14 protein-coding genes are annotated in these 14,980 nt (G+C 65.3%); 11 read left to right on the top strand and 3 right to left on the bottom strand.

Features of this window, described 5'->3' with window-relative positions:
* Positions 1 to 48: 48 nt before the first annotated feature.
* The 3 genes from ACS5PJ_RS11605 to ACS5PJ_RS11595 all read right to left on the bottom strand — a co-directional run bounded on the left by ACS5PJ_RS11605 (position 49) and on the right by ACS5PJ_RS11595 (position 3,313).
* Positions 49 to 1,398 carry a phosphoribosyltransferase family protein gene (locus ACS5PJ_RS11605; RefSeq protein WP_439435124.1) on the bottom strand — a complete coding sequence of 450 codons (1,350 nt, stop codon included), beginning with the start codon at positions 1,396 to 1,398 and terminating at the stop codon, positions 49 to 51.
* A gap of 48 nt (positions 1,399 to 1,446) precedes the next feature.
* Complete coding sequence (locus ACS5PJ_RS11600; RefSeq protein WP_439435037.1) at positions 1,447 to 1,779, bottom strand: CU044_2847 family protein; 333 nt, start codon at positions 1,777 to 1,779, stop codon at positions 1,447 to 1,449.
* A 148-nt stretch (positions 1,780 to 1,927) separates the two neighbouring features.
* Positions 1,928 to 3,313: an MBL fold metallo-hydrolase RNA specificity domain-containing protein gene (locus ACS5PJ_RS11595; protein WP_439435036.1), complete on the bottom strand. Its 1,386-nt coding sequence runs from the start codon at positions 3,311 to 3,313 to the stop codon at positions 1,928 to 1,930.
* 203 nt (positions 3,314 to 3,516) lie between these two features.
* On the opposite strand from ACS5PJ_RS11595, the gene ACS5PJ_RS11590 reads away from it, so the two are divergent.
* The 11 genes from ACS5PJ_RS11590 to ACS5PJ_RS11540 all read left to right on the top strand — a co-directional run bounded on the left by ACS5PJ_RS11590 (position 3,517) and on the right by ACS5PJ_RS11540 (position 14,980).
* On the top strand, positions 3,517 to 4,224 hold the full coding sequence (locus tag ACS5PJ_RS11590; protein ID WP_439435035.1) for a hypothetical protein: 708 nt from the start codon (positions 3,517 to 3,519) through the stop codon (positions 4,222 to 4,224).
* A 221-nt stretch (positions 4,225 to 4,445) separates the two neighbouring features.
* Positions 4,446 to 5,615 carry an ADP-forming succinate--CoA ligase subunit beta gene (sucC, locus tag ACS5PJ_RS11585; protein ID WP_439435034.1) on the top strand — a complete coding sequence of 390 codons (1,170 nt, stop codon included), beginning with the start codon at positions 4,446 to 4,448 and terminating at the stop codon, positions 5,613 to 5,615.
* An 11-nt stretch (positions 5,616 to 5,626) separates the two neighbouring features.
* Positions 5,627 to 6,529: a succinate--CoA ligase subunit alpha gene (gene sucD / locus ACS5PJ_RS11580; RefSeq protein WP_142120057.1), complete on the top strand. Its 903-nt coding sequence runs from the start codon at positions 5,627 to 5,629 to the stop codon at positions 6,527 to 6,529.
* A 174-nt stretch (positions 6,530 to 6,703) separates the two neighbouring features.
* A complete protein-coding gene (locus ACS5PJ_RS11575) occupies positions 6,704 to 7,459 on the top strand; it encodes a FadR/GntR family transcriptional regulator (RefSeq protein ID WP_439435033.1) in 756 nt (251 codons plus the stop codon).
* A 238-nt stretch (positions 7,460 to 7,697) separates the two neighbouring features.
* Positions 7,698 to 9,047, top strand: coding sequence for an MFS transporter (locus ACS5PJ_RS11570; RefSeq protein ID WP_439435032.1), 1,350 nt, complete (start codon positions 7,698 to 7,700; stop codon positions 9,045 to 9,047).
* Between the two features lie 9 nt (positions 9,048 to 9,056).
* Positions 9,057 to 9,833, top strand: a complete 777-nt coding sequence (locus tag ACS5PJ_RS11565) for an SDR family NAD(P)-dependent oxidoreductase (RefSeq protein ID WP_439435031.1) — start codon at positions 9,057 to 9,059, stop codon at positions 9,831 to 9,833.
* Between the two features lie 102 nt (positions 9,834 to 9,935).
* A complete protein-coding gene (locus tag ACS5PJ_RS11560) occupies positions 9,936 to 10,625 on the top strand; it encodes a GntR family transcriptional regulator (RefSeq protein ID WP_439435030.1) in 690 nt (229 codons plus the stop codon).
* A gap of 127 nt (positions 10,626 to 10,752) precedes the next feature.
* On the top strand, positions 10,753 to 11,751 hold the full coding sequence (locus ACS5PJ_RS11555; protein WP_439435029.1) for a sugar phosphate isomerase/epimerase family protein: 999 nt from the start codon (positions 10,753 to 10,755) through the stop codon (positions 11,749 to 11,751).
* A 49-nt stretch (positions 11,752 to 11,800) separates the two neighbouring features.
* Positions 11,801 to 13,525, top strand: coding sequence for a dihydroxyacetone kinase family protein (locus ACS5PJ_RS11550; RefSeq protein WP_439435028.1), 1,725 nt, complete (start codon positions 11,801 to 11,803; stop codon positions 13,523 to 13,525).
* 10 nt (positions 13,526 to 13,535) lie between these two features.
* Positions 13,536 to 14,030, top strand: coding sequence for a ribose-5-phosphate isomerase (locus ACS5PJ_RS11545; RefSeq protein ID WP_439435027.1), 495 nt, complete (start codon positions 13,536 to 13,538; stop codon positions 14,028 to 14,030).
* Positions 14,027 to 14,980, top strand: a complete 954-nt coding sequence (locus tag ACS5PJ_RS11540; RefSeq protein WP_439435026.1) for a 3-hydroxyacyl-CoA dehydrogenase family protein — start codon at positions 14,027 to 14,029, stop codon at positions 14,978 to 14,980. Before ACS5PJ_RS11545 ends, ACS5PJ_RS11540 begins: the two co-directional genes overlap by 4 nt.

The following is a 14,980-nucleotide window of genomic DNA, read 5'->3' as shown; positions in this document are numbered from 1 at the left end:
GCCGGTCCGGTCTGCTGTGCAGACGGTGGGCTTTGCGGCTGCCGGCGTTCATAGCCGCACCTCCCCTTCAGCGTCCTCGTTTCCGGCGGGCAGCAGGTAGCGGACGAACCACGCGGCGGCCAGTGCGGCCGCTTGGGGCAGGGTCCCTGGTTCTTCGAAGAGGTGCGTGGCACCGCGGATGATTTCCAGCCGGGTCGGCGCATGCATCCGGGCCATGGCCTCGCGGTTCAGGGCAAGGACATGTGTGTCGGCGCTGCCGACAATCAGGAGAGTGGGGGCACGGACAGCGGCCAGCCGTGGGCCGGCCAGGTCCGGGCGCCCGCCCCTTGAAACTATGGCCCGCACCTGCGCGCCGGGCTCTGCCGCCGCCCACAGCGCGGCACCGGCACCGGTGCTGGCGCCAAAGTAACCAACATGGCTTGACGCCGTGTCATCCCTCGTACTGAGCCATTGTGTGGCTGCCGTAAGCCGCCGTGCGAGCAGGCCGATATCGAAAACCTTCTCCCGGACGATTTCCTCAGCGGGGGTCAGCAGATCGAGCAGCAGGGTACCCAGGCCGGCTTTCTGGAGGACCGAGGCAACCAGCCGGTTGCGGGGGCTGTGACGGCTGCTGCCGCTGCCGTGGGCAAAAAGCACAATGGCACTGCACCGTGCGGGCAGGTTCAGGTTTCCGCGGAGGCTTACATTGTCCGTGGGGATTTCCACGTCCGCTTCGACGGCTTCCTCGTCGAAGGCAGCGGGCATGCTTCCCCTGGCAGGGAGCAGGCGTCCGGCAGCCTCAAGCAGTTGCAGGACCTCCTCATCCCCGGTGGGGGAGAAATCGCGGTAGTAGTTGCCCACCGCATGGAAGTTCCGGGCCGGAAGGAGGCAGACGACGGCGTCGGCTTCGGTCAGCGAGGCCAGCGCCCTGTGGGGGGCGACCGGCACAGCCAGAACCACCCGCGCGGCTCCCAGTTGCCGCGCGACGGTGCAGGCGACACGGGCGGTGGATCCCGTGGCGATGCCGTCATCGACGATGAGCGCAGTGCGGCCTTTCAGGTCCACCCGGGGGCGCCCCTGCCGGTAACGCACCACCCGGGACTCCAGCAGTTCGCGTTCACTCCGCTCCACCGCCCGCAGGGCATCTTTTCCAACGCCTGCCAGGGAGACGATGTGCGGGTCCACCACCCGTGCGTTGCCTTCCCCAATGGCTCCCATCGCCACTTCCGGCTGGAACGGCAAGCCCAGCTTGCGCACCACGATGACATCCAGCGGCGCTTCGAGGACCTTCGCAACCTCAAAAGCCACCGGAACCCCGCCGCGGGGCAACCCCAGCACCACCACGTCCTGTCCCCGCAGCTCAATCAGTTTTTGTCCCAGTCTTCGGCCGGCATCGGTCCTGTCCTGGAATTCAAACATCATGCCCACCCTCCCTGAGTGGCACCCGGCCCCGCGTTGGTTGGGGCCTTATTCTTCCTCCAGCGGGATGACCGCGGCCGCGGGCCACGACATCCGGAGGATGAAGTGGCCCTCCGTGCTGTTTCTGGCGATGACAGCCCCTGCATCCCCTGCCAGTTTGACGCCGAATTCGATTTCCATCTGCTCGGGAGCCAGTTCCCTCATGGCCTCCACTACGGCAGTGGCGGCCGGACGGATACTGGCCAGCGCATCTTCAAGGCGCCGGCCCACATCGAGGATTCCTTGCTCGTTCCGGGCAGGGTGGTTCACTCCATAACTGTTGTCATCCACTTCAACCAGAACTGTTCCGGAGCCGACTTCGTATCGCAGTACCTCGGTCATGGCCAGGTCCGCTCCAATCTTGGCTGGGAAGGCCCGAAGCGGGGCCGGTGTTCCTCCAGTAGATACCTCCGGCAGAACCCGTAAAAGGGACGAAAGGCCCGACCACGCCCGCCGCGTACCAGGCGGTGCGGTGGGGGAGATTTCCTGGCTACGAGGGATGGTCCAGGGACACGGATTCAAGGTACTCGGGCACGCGGGCCTTCCAGCCCAGTTCACGTTTGATCCTGGTCCGGATGGTGTCGGATGAGTCTGCTTCCCCATGCGTGATGTAGGTCATGGCCGGTGCAGTGGGGGCAGCGTGCATCCATCGGATCAGCTCGTCAGCATCCGCGTGGGCGGACAGGCCTTCCATCTGGATGACTTCCGCGCCGATCCGGATGTCCCGCCCGTAGATGCGCAGCTGCCGGGCACCGGCCGCGAGGGAAGCTCCCCGGGTTCCGGGGGCCTGGTATCCACTGAGGATGATCGCGTTCCGTGGATCCGGCCCGTAGTTTTCCAGGTGATGCAGGATCCTTCCCCCGGTGAGCATGCCGCTGGCTGAGAGAATGATCATAGGACCGCCCCGGAGGTTGAGCAGCTTGGAATCATCGGCGCTGCGGACCGGCGTGGCCAGTTTGTACATCGCCTCAAATTCGTGCCGTTCGAGCCTGTGCTCTTCGCGGTGGCGCTGGTACATGCCGGAGGCATCGATAGCCATCGGACTGTTCAGGTAGACAGGGATATGCGGGATCGCATCCTTGCGCATCAGGCGGGACAGGTGCAGCAGCACCGTTTCGGCCCGTCCCACGGCGAAGGCAGCGATCATGATCACGCCATTTCTTTTCGCCACCCGCGTGATGATCCCGCCCAGCTCTTCCTCCGGGCTCCCGCTCGGGTGTGCGCGGTTCCCGTAGGTGGATTCGGTGACCAGCACGTCGACGGCCTCCAGGGCCCTGGGCGGGTACATGAGGGGGTCGTTTGCCCGGCCGAGATCACCGGTGAAATGTACGGAGCGGCCGCCCAGGTTGAGATGGATCTGCGCAGCGCCGAGGATATGGCCGGCGGGAAGGAAAGTCGCCTCGATTCCATCGCCCAGCGGGAACGGGGCGTCGAACTCACGGGTTTTGAAGCTGTTGAGGGAACGAACCGCATCCTCCGCGGTGTAGAGGGGCATCGGGGGATGATGTTGGGAAGAACCCCGATGATCCGCGTAGCGGGCTTCCTCCTCCTGCAGGTAGCCGCTGTCAGGCAGGAGCAGCGTGCAGAGCTCGGTGGTTCCCTGGGTCGCATACACCGGGCCGCGGAAGCCGTCCCGCACCAGCGCCGGAACATAACCGGTGTGGTCCAGGTGGGCGTGGGTGAGGATGACGGCATCAATGCTTGCCGGACTGACGGGAAACGGGACCCGGTTGCGGTCCCTGAGGACTTTGTATCCCTGGAACAGACCGCAATCGACCAGAATCCGCCGTCCCCCTGACTGGATCAGGTACCTGGATCCAGTGACGGTGTCCGTTGCGCCGAGAAACCGCAGCCTCGGCCGATGGTTCTCCTCCATGGGGGCTCCTTAGGTTCGGCAACCGCGGACAGGCTCGGGCCTCCCGTGCACCCAAGGTGGGGCCAGCCTACGCCCAACAAATTTGTCACCGCCATGGGCTAAATGCCCTGGAGGAGCGGATTCCCGAAAGCTATCCACCGGGGCCGGCCGCCAGCAGGCCGGGCCTGTCCCCCGAGGCCCGCGGCCACGGGGGATGAAGCATAATGGGGACCATGCGACGGACTGTTCTGGGGATCTTCGCCGCCTTCACTTTGCTGGCGGCCACCGCGTGCACCATCACCACCGGGGATCCCGGCTACGTTCCGCCGCCTCCACTGCCGGCCCTGGAGCAGTTGGAACAGACAGCCCTGGTTGACCCCGCTCCTTACCAGGCCGGAGATAACACCACTTCCTTCATCTCCGAAGACCGGAACATTGTCTGCTCGCTCACGGACGCCCGCGGCGAACACCTGAACCTCCCGTACGAAATGAACAGCTTCAGCGGCCAGGACAACAACAAGCTCGCCATTGTCCCCGTAGCGCACTGCGAGCTCGCGAACTATCCGAAACCGGAGGCGGGCGACATCAAGGACGACTGTGCAGGCACCGGGCTGGGCTATCTGGGCGGAACGGTGCTGCTCACCCCGGACAAGGCCACCTATGGGGAGTGCCGCTCCGGCGTCACACAAATGGAGGCAGCCTACGGACCCAGGGGAAACAAATCCGGTCCCCTGACCGGACTTGCCGTCCTTGCGCAGGGCCGGAACCTTGAACGGAACGGGCTCCGCTGCTCGGCTTACAACGGCGGCGTGGCGTGCGGAAATGTCTCTGCCGGCGTCGGATTCTTTGTTTCCCGGGAAGGCTACGAACTTATTTCCAAGGCGGCGGAATCCGCTGCACCGGCACCGGCCATGGCCTCAAAATCCCCGTAATCTAGGGTTTTTTCTACGCTCCATAGAATAGTGTCCTTACTCACATTAGCGGTACTGTGGGACGGGCCCGTCCTTGAGAAGGACTAGAGTTCCGAATGGAGCATTGCGCTGGGTGGCCCGTTTCCAACGGGCCGAAGGCGCTCGCAATCCGCAGCCCGGTCATCGTCTTCGATGGTGCCCGACTGTACAGAAACTACTTCGACGTAGAAGGACACTAAACCGTGGACCTGTTTGAATACCAGGCGCGCGATATGTTCGAGGCGCACGGTGTACCCGTGCTTGCCGGCATCGTGGCGTATACCCCAGAAGAAGCAAAGGCAGCTGCCGAGAAGATCGGCGGCGTAACTGTCGTTAAGGCCCAGGTTAAGGCCGGTGGCCGCGGAAAGGCCGGCGGCGTCAAGGTTGCCAAGACAGCCGATGAGGCACTTGAGCACGCCACCAACATCCTGGGCATGGACATCAAGGGCCACACCGTTAACAAGGTGATGATCGCCCAGGGTGCTGACATCGCCGAGGAGTACTACTTCTCCGTGCTGCTGGACCGGGCCAACCGCAACTACCTGGCCATGTGCTCGGTTGAAGGCGGCATGGAAATCGAACAGCTCGCCGTCGAACGCCCCGATGCCCTCGCCAAGATCGCTATTGATCCGGCCGTGGGAATCGACCAGGCCAAGGCCGACGAAATCGTTGCGGCAGCAGGCTTCGCCGAGGAACTGCGCGGCAAGGTCGCCGCCGTGATCCTCAAGCTGTGGGACGTCTTCAAGAAGGAAGACGCCACCCTCGTGGAGGTCAACCCGCTGGTCAAGACCGGCGCCGGAGACATCGTGGCATTGGACGGCAAGGTCTCGCTGGACGAGAACGCTGAGTTCCGCCACGCCAAGCACGCCCTCCTTGAGGACAAGGACGAGACGGACCCGCTCGAGGCAAAGGCCAAGGCGCAGGACCTGAACTACGTCAAGCTGGACGGCTCCGTGGGGATCATCGGCAACGGTGCCGGCCTGGTCATGTCCACGCTGGACGTCGTCGCTTACGCCGGTGAGAACCACGGCAACGTCAAGCCCGCCAACTTCCTGGACATCGGCGGTGGAGCTTCCGCCGAGGTCATGGCTGCCGGCCTTGACGTCATCCTGGGCGACGAGCAGGTCAAGTCCGTGTTCGTGAACGTCTTCGGCGGCATCACCGCGTGCGACGCCGTCGCCAAGGGCATCGTTGGTGCGCTGGCCGAGCTGGGCCACTCCGCGAACAAGCCGCTGGTAGTCCGCCTCGACGGCAACAACGTTGAGGAAGGCCGCCGCATCCTGGCCGAGGCCAACCACCCGCTGGTTACCCTGGCCGCCACCATGGACGAGGGCGCCGACAAGGCCGCCGAGCTCGCCAACGCAGCTAAGTAAAGGGACGCACCATGTCTATCTATCTGAACAAGGACTCCAAGGTCATCGTCCAGGGCATCACCGGCGGCGAAGGCACCAAGCACACCGCCCTGATGCTGAAGGCCGGCACCAACATCGTTGGCGGCGTCAACGCCCGCAAGGCCGGCACCACGGTCCTGCACGGCGACAACGAAATCAGCGTCTTCGGCACCGTCAAGGAAGCCATGGCTGAAACCGGCGCAGACGTTTCCATCGTCTTCGTGCCGCCGGCATTCACCAAGAACGCCGTTGTTGAAGCCATCGAGGCCGGCATCGGCCTGGTGGTTGTCATCACCGAAGGCGTGCCGGTCCAGGACTCCGCCGAGTTCTGGGCGCTGGCCCAGTCCAAGGTCGACGCCGACGGCAACCAGGTCACCCGTATCATCGGCCCGAACTGCCCCGGCATCATCACCCCGGGCGAGGCACTGGTGGGCATCACACCGAACAACATCACGGGCAAGGGCCCCATCGGCCTGGTTTCCAAGTCCGGAACCCTGACCTACCAGATGATGTACGAGCTGCGCGACCTCGGTTTCTCCACCGCCATCGGCATCGGCGGCGACCCCGTCATCGGCACCACGCACATCGATGCCCTGGCCGCGTTTGAGGCTGACCCCGAGACCAAGGCGATCGTGATGATCGGCGAAATCGGTGGCGACGCTGAAGAGCGCGCGGCTGACTTCATCAAGGCCAACGTCACCAAGCCCGTCGTTGGGTACGTGGCCGGCTTCACGGCTCCCGAAGGCAAGACCATGGGCCACGCCGGCGCCATCGTCTCCGGTTCCGCCGGAACCGCCCAGGCCAAGAAGGAAGCCCTTGAGGCTGCAGGCGTCAAGGTCGGCAAGACGCCGTCCGAGACCGCCAAGCTGCTGCGCGAAGTCTACGCAGCGCTCTAGCTTTCAGTAACAAAGCAACGCGGGGTCACTCCTTGCCCGTTCCAGAGGTTGGATCGGGCCAGGAGTGACCCCGCGTTGACGTTTAACGTCCCGGGGGAGCCGCGTGGAGCGGCGGCTGCCCCGAGGTCTAGTAGTGTTTAGGGAAGAAAAACGGCGGACAGGGAAGGGACGGCAATGGCAGAGGCGCGGCGCACGCTCGTCGATGTCGTGGTCGATAGTGTCCTTGAACATATTCTCAGCGGGCAGATTAAGGCCGACGACGCCCTGCCGCCCGAAGCCGACATCGCCAAGGAATCCGGGGTCAGCCGCCTGACGGCCCGCGAGGCGATGAAGGTGCTGAAGGCGCAAAACATTGTTTACGTCAAACGTGGACTCGGCACGTTCGTCAACCCGCCCGAGCGCTGGACCGGCCTGGATGCCATCATGCGCGCGGCCTCCCGGGGAGTGGCCTCGGACCAGGTGGCGTTGCGGCTCCTGGAAGTGCGGCGGATGGTCGAAACCGGCGCTGCCGAGCTTGCCGCTTCGCGCCATGATGAGGACGACCTCGCCGCAATGAAGAAAAGCATCACGGAGATGGAGTCGGCCCACCACGCGGGCGACGTCGATGCGCTGACCATTGCGGACATCACTTTCCACGACACGGTGCTCCGCGCCTCCGGCAACCCCTTCGTGCCCGCACTGCTGGGCCAGCTGACCACCCTGCTGTACGCCATGCGGCGGGAAACATCTGCTTTTCCGGATGTGCAGCGACACGCCATCTATCACCACAAGCAGGTCTTGGCTGCCATCGCCTCGCGGGTCCCTTCCGCCGCGCGCTCCGCCATGGATGAGCACATCACCCAGACCTTTGAGGACTACAGGCATTTCCTCGCGGCATCCAAGCTGGAGGCCGGACTGGTCTCGGACCCGGATGGCGCTTCCGCCCGCTGACAGCGGCGCAGCAATACTGCAGCGGGCCGGACCCGGGCCCTGACTTCCACGTTTTCCTTTCCTCGTCACCCCCTTCGTCGAGCCTCCTACGCGCGGAGGTTGACGCTGGCGCGCCCTGTGATTAGAATCTCAATCAGACATCAGACATCTGATATCAATCGAGTCATTTGCCGCCAGCCAAAGGAGCCTTTATGCGCGCGCACGTCCACGTCCAAAACACCATCGGCGGAGGTCTCGGATGACTTCCCTCACTGCAGCCCCGCCGTTGAGTGAACTCGGCCAGACAACGCTTCGCAAGGTCCGCCGGCGGGTCATGCCGCTGGTCATCCTGCTCTATTTCATCGCCTACCTTGACCGCAACAACGTCGGCTTCGCCAAGCTCGGAATGCAGAGCGATATCGGCCTGACCGAGGCTGCGTACGGCCTGGGTGCCGGCATCTTCTTCATCGGCTACGCGCTGCTGGAGATCCCGAGCAACGCGGGCATGTACCGCTTCGGTGCCCGCAAGTGGCTCGCCCGGATCCTCATCACCTGGGGCATCTTCGCCACCGCCATGTTCATGGTCAACGGCGAAGCCATGTTCTACGTCATCCGGTTCCTGCTCGGTGCCGCCGAGGCCGGATTCTTCCCCGCCATTCTCTTCTACCTCACGCTCTGGTTCCCCGCGGCCCAGCGGGTAACCGTGTTGGGCCTGTTCATCCTTGCCCAGCCGATCTCCAACGCGCTCGGTGCACCGGTTTCCGGCATGCTCCTGAACATGGAAGGTGTGCTCGGCCTGCACGGCTGGCAGTGGGTCTACATCATCGAAGGCATCCCGGCCATCCTGCTGGGCATCATCACCCCGTTCGTCATGACGGACCGTCCCGAGCACGCCAAGTGGCTGAAGCCCGAAGAGCGTGAGTGGCTCACCAGCACCATGAACAAGGAACTCGCCGACAAGCAGAAGTCCGGCAACCACAACTTCCTGGCCGGCCTCAAGGATCCCCGGACCATTGCCTACTCGGCCCTGTACTTCGGCCTGGTCTGCGGTATTTATGGCCTGGGTCTGTGGATGCCGACCATCGTCAAGGCGCTGGGCAAGTTCGACTCCACCCAGGTGGGCTTCATCGTCTTCATCCCGTACGCAATCGCCGCCGTGTTTGTGTACTTCTGGAGCAAGCGCTCGGACCGCACCGGCAACCGCGTATGGCACGCCTGCTTCTCCATGGCGATGGCCGCAGTGGGTCTGCTTGGCGCCGGCTACCTGCTGCCGGTGAACGCAGTGCTGGCGATGATCTTCCTGACCATCGCCGCCATGGGCATCTACTCCGCCATCGCGCCGTTCCTGGCGATGCCGGCCGCAGCGCTGACCGGCGCGGCTGCTGCCGCGGGCCTGGCGATGGTGAACTCGCTCGGCAACCTCGGCGGCTTCGTGGCCCCGTACGTCGTGGGCCTCCTCAAGGACGCAACCGGCAACAGCCAGAGCGGCCTGACTTTCCTTGCCGCCTGCCTGGCAATCACCGCTGTTGCCACCTATCTCTACGCACGCAAGCGTCCCGAAGGCGTCTCTGCTCCCGCAGCCACCGCCCCCGTCTCTGAAAGCCTGTAGGACAACTCCATGACTGAACTCACCACATTTCCCGCCGAGCGCACGGTTGTCCTGACCGGCGCAGCCTCCGCCCGCGGCATTGGCCGCGCGACGGCCGACCGCCTGGCCCGGGACGGCTGGTCCATCGCCATCCTGGACATCAACGCCGAGGATGCCAAGGCCGCGGCCGCGGAAATCGGCTCCAACCGTGCTGTCAAGGCGATCGGCGTGGGAGCGGACGTCTCCGACGCCGCGTCCGTGGACCGGGCCATCTCCGAGGTCGAGGAAAACCTTCCGCCGATCGTCGGCCTGGCCAACCTGGCCGGCATCAGCTCGCCGACGACGTTCATGGAAACGTCCGTTGAGGAATGGGACAAGGTCTTCGCGATCAACATGCGCGGCACCTTCATCGTCTCGCAGCGTGTGCTCAAGGGCATGATCGAGCGCCGGACGGGACGCATCGTCAGCGTCTCCTCCATCTCCGCCCAGCGTGGCGGGGGTACCTTCTCCAAGGTTGCCTACAGCGCTTCGAAAGCCGGAATCCTGGGCTTCACCCGAGCACTGGCACGCGAAGTGGGCGAGTTCGGCGTGACGGTCAACGCCGTGGCACCGGGCCCGATCGACACCGACATCATGGGCGGTACCCTCACGGACGAGCGGAAGGCTGCCATGTCCGAGGGCATCATGATGGGCAGGGTAGGAACCCGCGAGGAGGTGGCGGCCTTGATCAGCTTCCTCCTCAGCGAGGACGCCGGCTACATCACGGCGGCAACCTACGACATCAACGGCGGCCTGCAGGTCTCCTGACCGGAAAGGCTAAATGCCGACCCTCTGCGCGCCCGGTCCACAGCCGGGCGCGCAGGGGTGTCCGCCGTCCATGGCGGCCTCCACCGGCTATAGGATTTCACTATGGCAAACAAGGACCAGGCCGCCGGAGGCGTCAGCAGGCAGGTCCTGGCCGACCACGTATACGAAGCGCTGCTCAGCGCACTGATGGACGGCCGGCTCGAAGCCGGATCGCCGGTGAGCATCGACGGCATGGCGAGGGAGCTGAACGTTTCGCCGACGCCGGTCCGGGAGGCTCTTGCCCGGCTGGAAGCAACCGGCATGGTGCGCCGCACCGCCTTGCGGGGGTACCGGGTGGCGCCCCTCCTGACACCGGATGAGCTGGCCGACCTGATGGATGCCCGCCTCGTGATTGAACCGGCAAACGCCTTCATGGCTTGCCGCCGTGCCGCTGATGGTCTGATCGGTGAGCTCGCCCAGGCAATTGATGACCTTAAATCAGCGCCGCGTGGCCCGTCGTTCGCCGAGTTCCGGGCATACTGGGAAGCGGACGAGCGGTTTCACCGTCTCGTCGCACTCTACGCCGATAACCAGTTCCTCCTGTCAGCCTACGACGCCCTGGGCGGCCAAGTGCAACGCTTCCGCTTTTTTGGCGGCCTGGGCATCACGGATGCGGACTTTGCCATCACGGAACACACACAGATCCTCCAAGCCTTCAAAACAGGCGACCCCGAACGTGCCCGGGATGCGATGATCGCCCACATCCAGGGCGTCAAACAGCGCTCACAGCACGAAAGTGAACTGCGCAGCTAGCGCTTTCCGCCGGAACGTCACGGCCGCACACCGGCATCCGGCCCCGCATGGACAGCTGAAGCCCTTGACAGGCGCTGCTAGTTCATAGATCCTATAGGAAATGTGATCCGCACAAATTGGAGTGACAATGGTGTACACCGCTGACAACTGGCCCATTACTGCGGCCCTTCTGCCTTTTCCCGGCGTCCGGCCTGACGGATCGCCCGTTCAGGAAGCTCCTGCCGAGGAGTGGCAGCTCGTCTTCGAGGAAGTCAGGGATGCGGGTTTTGTCAACGCGGACCTGACCGACAGCTGGGTCCGCCCGGGGGACCTTTCCCCGGCGAGGCTCAAGGAGCTCACAGCTGCTGCGCACAACGCAGGCATCGGACTGCCCGCCATTTCGGCCATCCGCAGGAGCGTCATCGAGGAAGGGGCCTGGCAGGAGAACCTCGCCTACACCCACCGCACCCTGGAAGCGGCAGCGCAACTAGGCTGCGAAGTGGTGTCGATCGGCCTCCACCAGGCCATTACCGCGGCCCAGCGCAAGCAGCTTTGGTTCTGGACCGTTGAAGGCCACAAGGACCCGGTGGGGGACAAGGACGTGTGGAACAACGCCGTCACCCGCATCCGTGAGGTCGGCCGGCACGCCGCCGAGTTGGGGCTGCTGGTCTCCCTCGAAATGTACGAGGACACCCTCCTCGGAACCGCCGACTCGTCGGTGCAGCTGGTCCAGGACATCGGCCTGGCCAACGTGGGCCTCAACCCGGATATCGGCAACCTGATCCGCCTGCACCGGCCCATCGAGGACTGGCGGGAGGCGCTCCACAAGACTCTCCCGTACGCCAACTACTGGCATGTTAAGAACTACATCCGCGACGAAGACCAGGCCCGCAACCAGTTCGTCGCCATGCCCGCTCCGATGGAAAGCGGCCTCATCAACTACCGCGAGGCGTTCCAGTTCGCGCTTTCCGTCGGTTTCCAGGGCATCGTCTGCACAGAGCACTACGGCGGGGACGGCCTGAGCGTTACCGCCGCCAACCAGGAGTACCTGCGCCGTCGGATCCTGCCCAAGCGCGACGGTTACGGCCTCGGCACCAGCCTCGTGGCCCAGGGACGCCAGCTCCCGGCAGCCGTCCCGTCCCTGTAGCCTGCACTTGTAGCCTGCACTGCAGGCCCAACCGGTTCAACGAGGAATCATGACCAAACTATTTGACGATCCTGCACGCTTCGCCGATGACGCCCTCGATGGTTTCGTGGCCGCCAACCGGGCGTACGTGACGCGGGTGGACGGCGGCGTTGTCCGGTCCACGGAGACTCCAGCAGGCCAGGTCGCCGTGGTGATCGGCGGCGGTTCGGGCCACTATCCGGCCTTCGCGGGCCTGGTGGGCGCCGGCCTGGCCGCGGGCAGCGCCTGCGGAAACATGTTCGCCTCGCCGTCTGCCGGCCAGGTCTACCGGGTTGCGAAAGCGTCCGACGCCGGGGGCGGGGTCCTGCTCAGCTTCGGCAACTACGCCGGTGACGTCCTTCACTTCGGCCAGGCGCAGGAGAAGCTGAACGCCGAGGGCATCCGGACCCGGACCGTGCTGGTAACGGACGACATTGCCAGTGCCCCGCCCGGCGAGATCGGCAAACGCCGCGGCATTGCCGGTGACCTCACCGTCTTCAAGATCGCCGGGGCGGCAGCCGAGGCCGGCCGGGACCTGGATGAGGTGGAGCGGCTTGCCCTGAAAGCAAACGATCGCACCCGCTCGCTCGGCGTTGCCTTCGCCGGCTGCACCCTTCCGGGCGCACCGGAGCCGCTGTTCACGGTGCCCGAGGGCATGATGTCGGTGGGCCTGGGCATACACGGTGAACCCGGTATCTCCGAGCAGCCGCTCCCGACAGCCAGTGAACTGGCGCAGCTGCTGGTGGACGGACTCCTCAAGGACAGGCCCGAAACCGCCGGCACCCGGGTAGTGCCCATCCTTAACGGCCTCGGCACGGTCAAATACGACGAGCTTTTCCTCCTGTACGGCAAGATCGAGAAACTCCTGGTCAGGGCAGGGCTGGAAATCGTGGAGCCGGAGTGCGGCGAGCTCGTCACCAGCCTGGACATGTCAGGAGTGTCCCTGACGCTGTTCTGGCTGGATCCGGAACTGGAGATGTTCTGGGCCGCGCCCGCGGACACACCCGCTTTCCGCAAGGGCAACCTCGCGCCGCGCCGCGCCCGGGCCGTGACCTCTGCGGCGGCAGCCGCCGCGCAGGCCCCGGCACAGGCGGCAACCGCGGCTTCCATCTCGCTGGCCGCCACCGCAGTCGAGGCGCTGAAGGTTGCCCGGTCCGTCGTCGTCGAGCACGAGGACGCACTGGGGAAGCTGGACGCCATCGCGGGCGACGGCGACCACGGCATCGGGATGCGCCGCGGCGTGGACGCTGCGGTCGCCGCGGCGGAGAAGGCGCACGCGGCCGGCGCCGGGCTGGAGGAGCTGCTTGCGGCCGCCGGCGAGCAGTGGGCTGAACGTGCCGGGGGCACGTCCGGTGCGCTCTGGGGAGCGGCGGTCGCCGCCGTCGGACGGACCCTCGGCAGCAAGGAAGCCTACACCCGCGCGGATGCCGCGGCCGCCGTCGACGCCCTGCGCGACTCCATCATTACCCTTGGCAAGGCCGAGGCAGGCGACAAGACCATGGTGGACGCACTGCTTCCCTTCGCCGAAGTCTTCAACCGCTCAATCCGCGACGGCGACGGCCTGGCAAAGAGCCTGCGCTCCGCCGCCGACGCGGCCGCCAAAGCCGCCGACGCCACTGCCGTACTCAGCCCGAAAAAGGGCCGCGCCCGGCCGCTCGCCGCGAAGAGCCTCGGGCACCCGGACCCGGGCGCCGTGTCATTCGCACTCATTGCCAACCGGTTGGCCGACCACGCCGCCTCCATCGAACGCATCTGAAGGACAAACCATGACTGAAAACACCCAGCCAGGCTGGCGGATCGTTGTCGGAAACGACGAGGCCGGTGTCGAATACAAGAACGCCCTGCGTGAACTGCTGGAGGCCGACCCGCGCGTCGCGTCGGTGGAGGACATCGGCGTCGGCGCCGACGACACCACCGCCTACCCGCACCTTGCCGTCGCCGCGGCCCGGAAAGTGGCCGCCGGCGAGGCCGACCGTGCCCTGCTGATCTGCGGCACCGGACTGGGCGTGGCCATCTCGGCCAACAAGGTCCCCGGCATCCGGGCCGTTACCGCGCACGACAGTTACTCCGTGGAGCGTTCCGTCCTGAGCAACAACGCCCAGGTTCTGACCATGGGCCAGCGGGTGATCGGCCTGGAACTGGCCAAGAAACTGGTGGCGGAATGGCTCGGATACCGCTTCGATCCCGCTTCCGCGTCGGCGGCCAAGGTGGAAGCCATCCATTCCTATGAAGGAACGTCCGCAGAAGGGGACAGGAAATGAGCGTCCGCAACATCGCCGTCGTCGGGTCCGGTTACATGGGCGGCGGCATCGCCCAGGTCCTGGCCCTGGCCGGTGCCCGGGTGGCACTCGCCGACGTCTCCGCCGAGATCGCCCAAAGCAACTACGAACGGCTGCTCAGGGAGTCCGAGGAGTTCGTGGCGGCGGGCCTGTTCCCGGCCGACGCCACGGACCGGCTGAAGGAGAACCTCTGGGCCGCCCAGGACATTGAGGAAGCCGTCGCCGGCGCCGAATTCATCGAAGAAGCCGTGCCGGAGGTCCTCGAGATCAAGCACGGCACCCTCTCCCGGATCAGCGCCGCAGCCCGCCCGGACGCGATCATCGGCTCGAACACCTCCACCATCCCCATCGCAAAGCTGGCAGAGGTGGTGGACCGGCCGGAGCGCTTCCTTGGCGTGCATTTCTCCAACCCGGCACCCTTCATCCCGGGTGTGGAGCTGATCCCGCATGCAGGCACGTCGGAAGCCACGGTTGCGGCTGCCCGCGCCATCGTGGCAGAGACAGGCAAACAGAGCGCCACCGTGAAGGACGTCACCGGCTTTGTCCTGAACCGGCTGCAGTATGCGCTCTTCCATGAGGCCGCCCAGGTGGTGGAGGAGGGCATAGCCACGGCCGAGGATGTTGACACTCTGGTGCGCACCACCTTCGGGTTCCGCCTTCCCTTCTTCGGCCCGTTCGCGATTGCGGACATGGCCGGCCTTGACGTCTACGCTTTCTGCTACAAGTCACTTCAAACCGGCTTCCCGGAAAGGTTTGCCACCCCGAAAATCCTGCAGGAGAAGGTTGACGCAGGGCAGCTCGGGACCAAGACCGGGTCCGGATTCCTTAACGTCCCGGCTGAACGGACGGCGGAGCTGGTGGCCTACAGGAACAAGGCCTATGTGGCGATGCAGCGGCTGATGGAGGACCTCGGTCCGGCGCCGGTCCAGTAG

The sequence above is a fragment of the Pseudarthrobacter cremeus genome, assembly GCF_051857465.1.
Lineage (GTDB): Bacteria > Actinomycetota > Actinomycetes > Actinomycetales > Micrococcaceae > Arthrobacter.
Note: the sequence above shows the minus strand (reverse complement) of the source record. Positions and strands in the feature narration are given on the sequence as shown.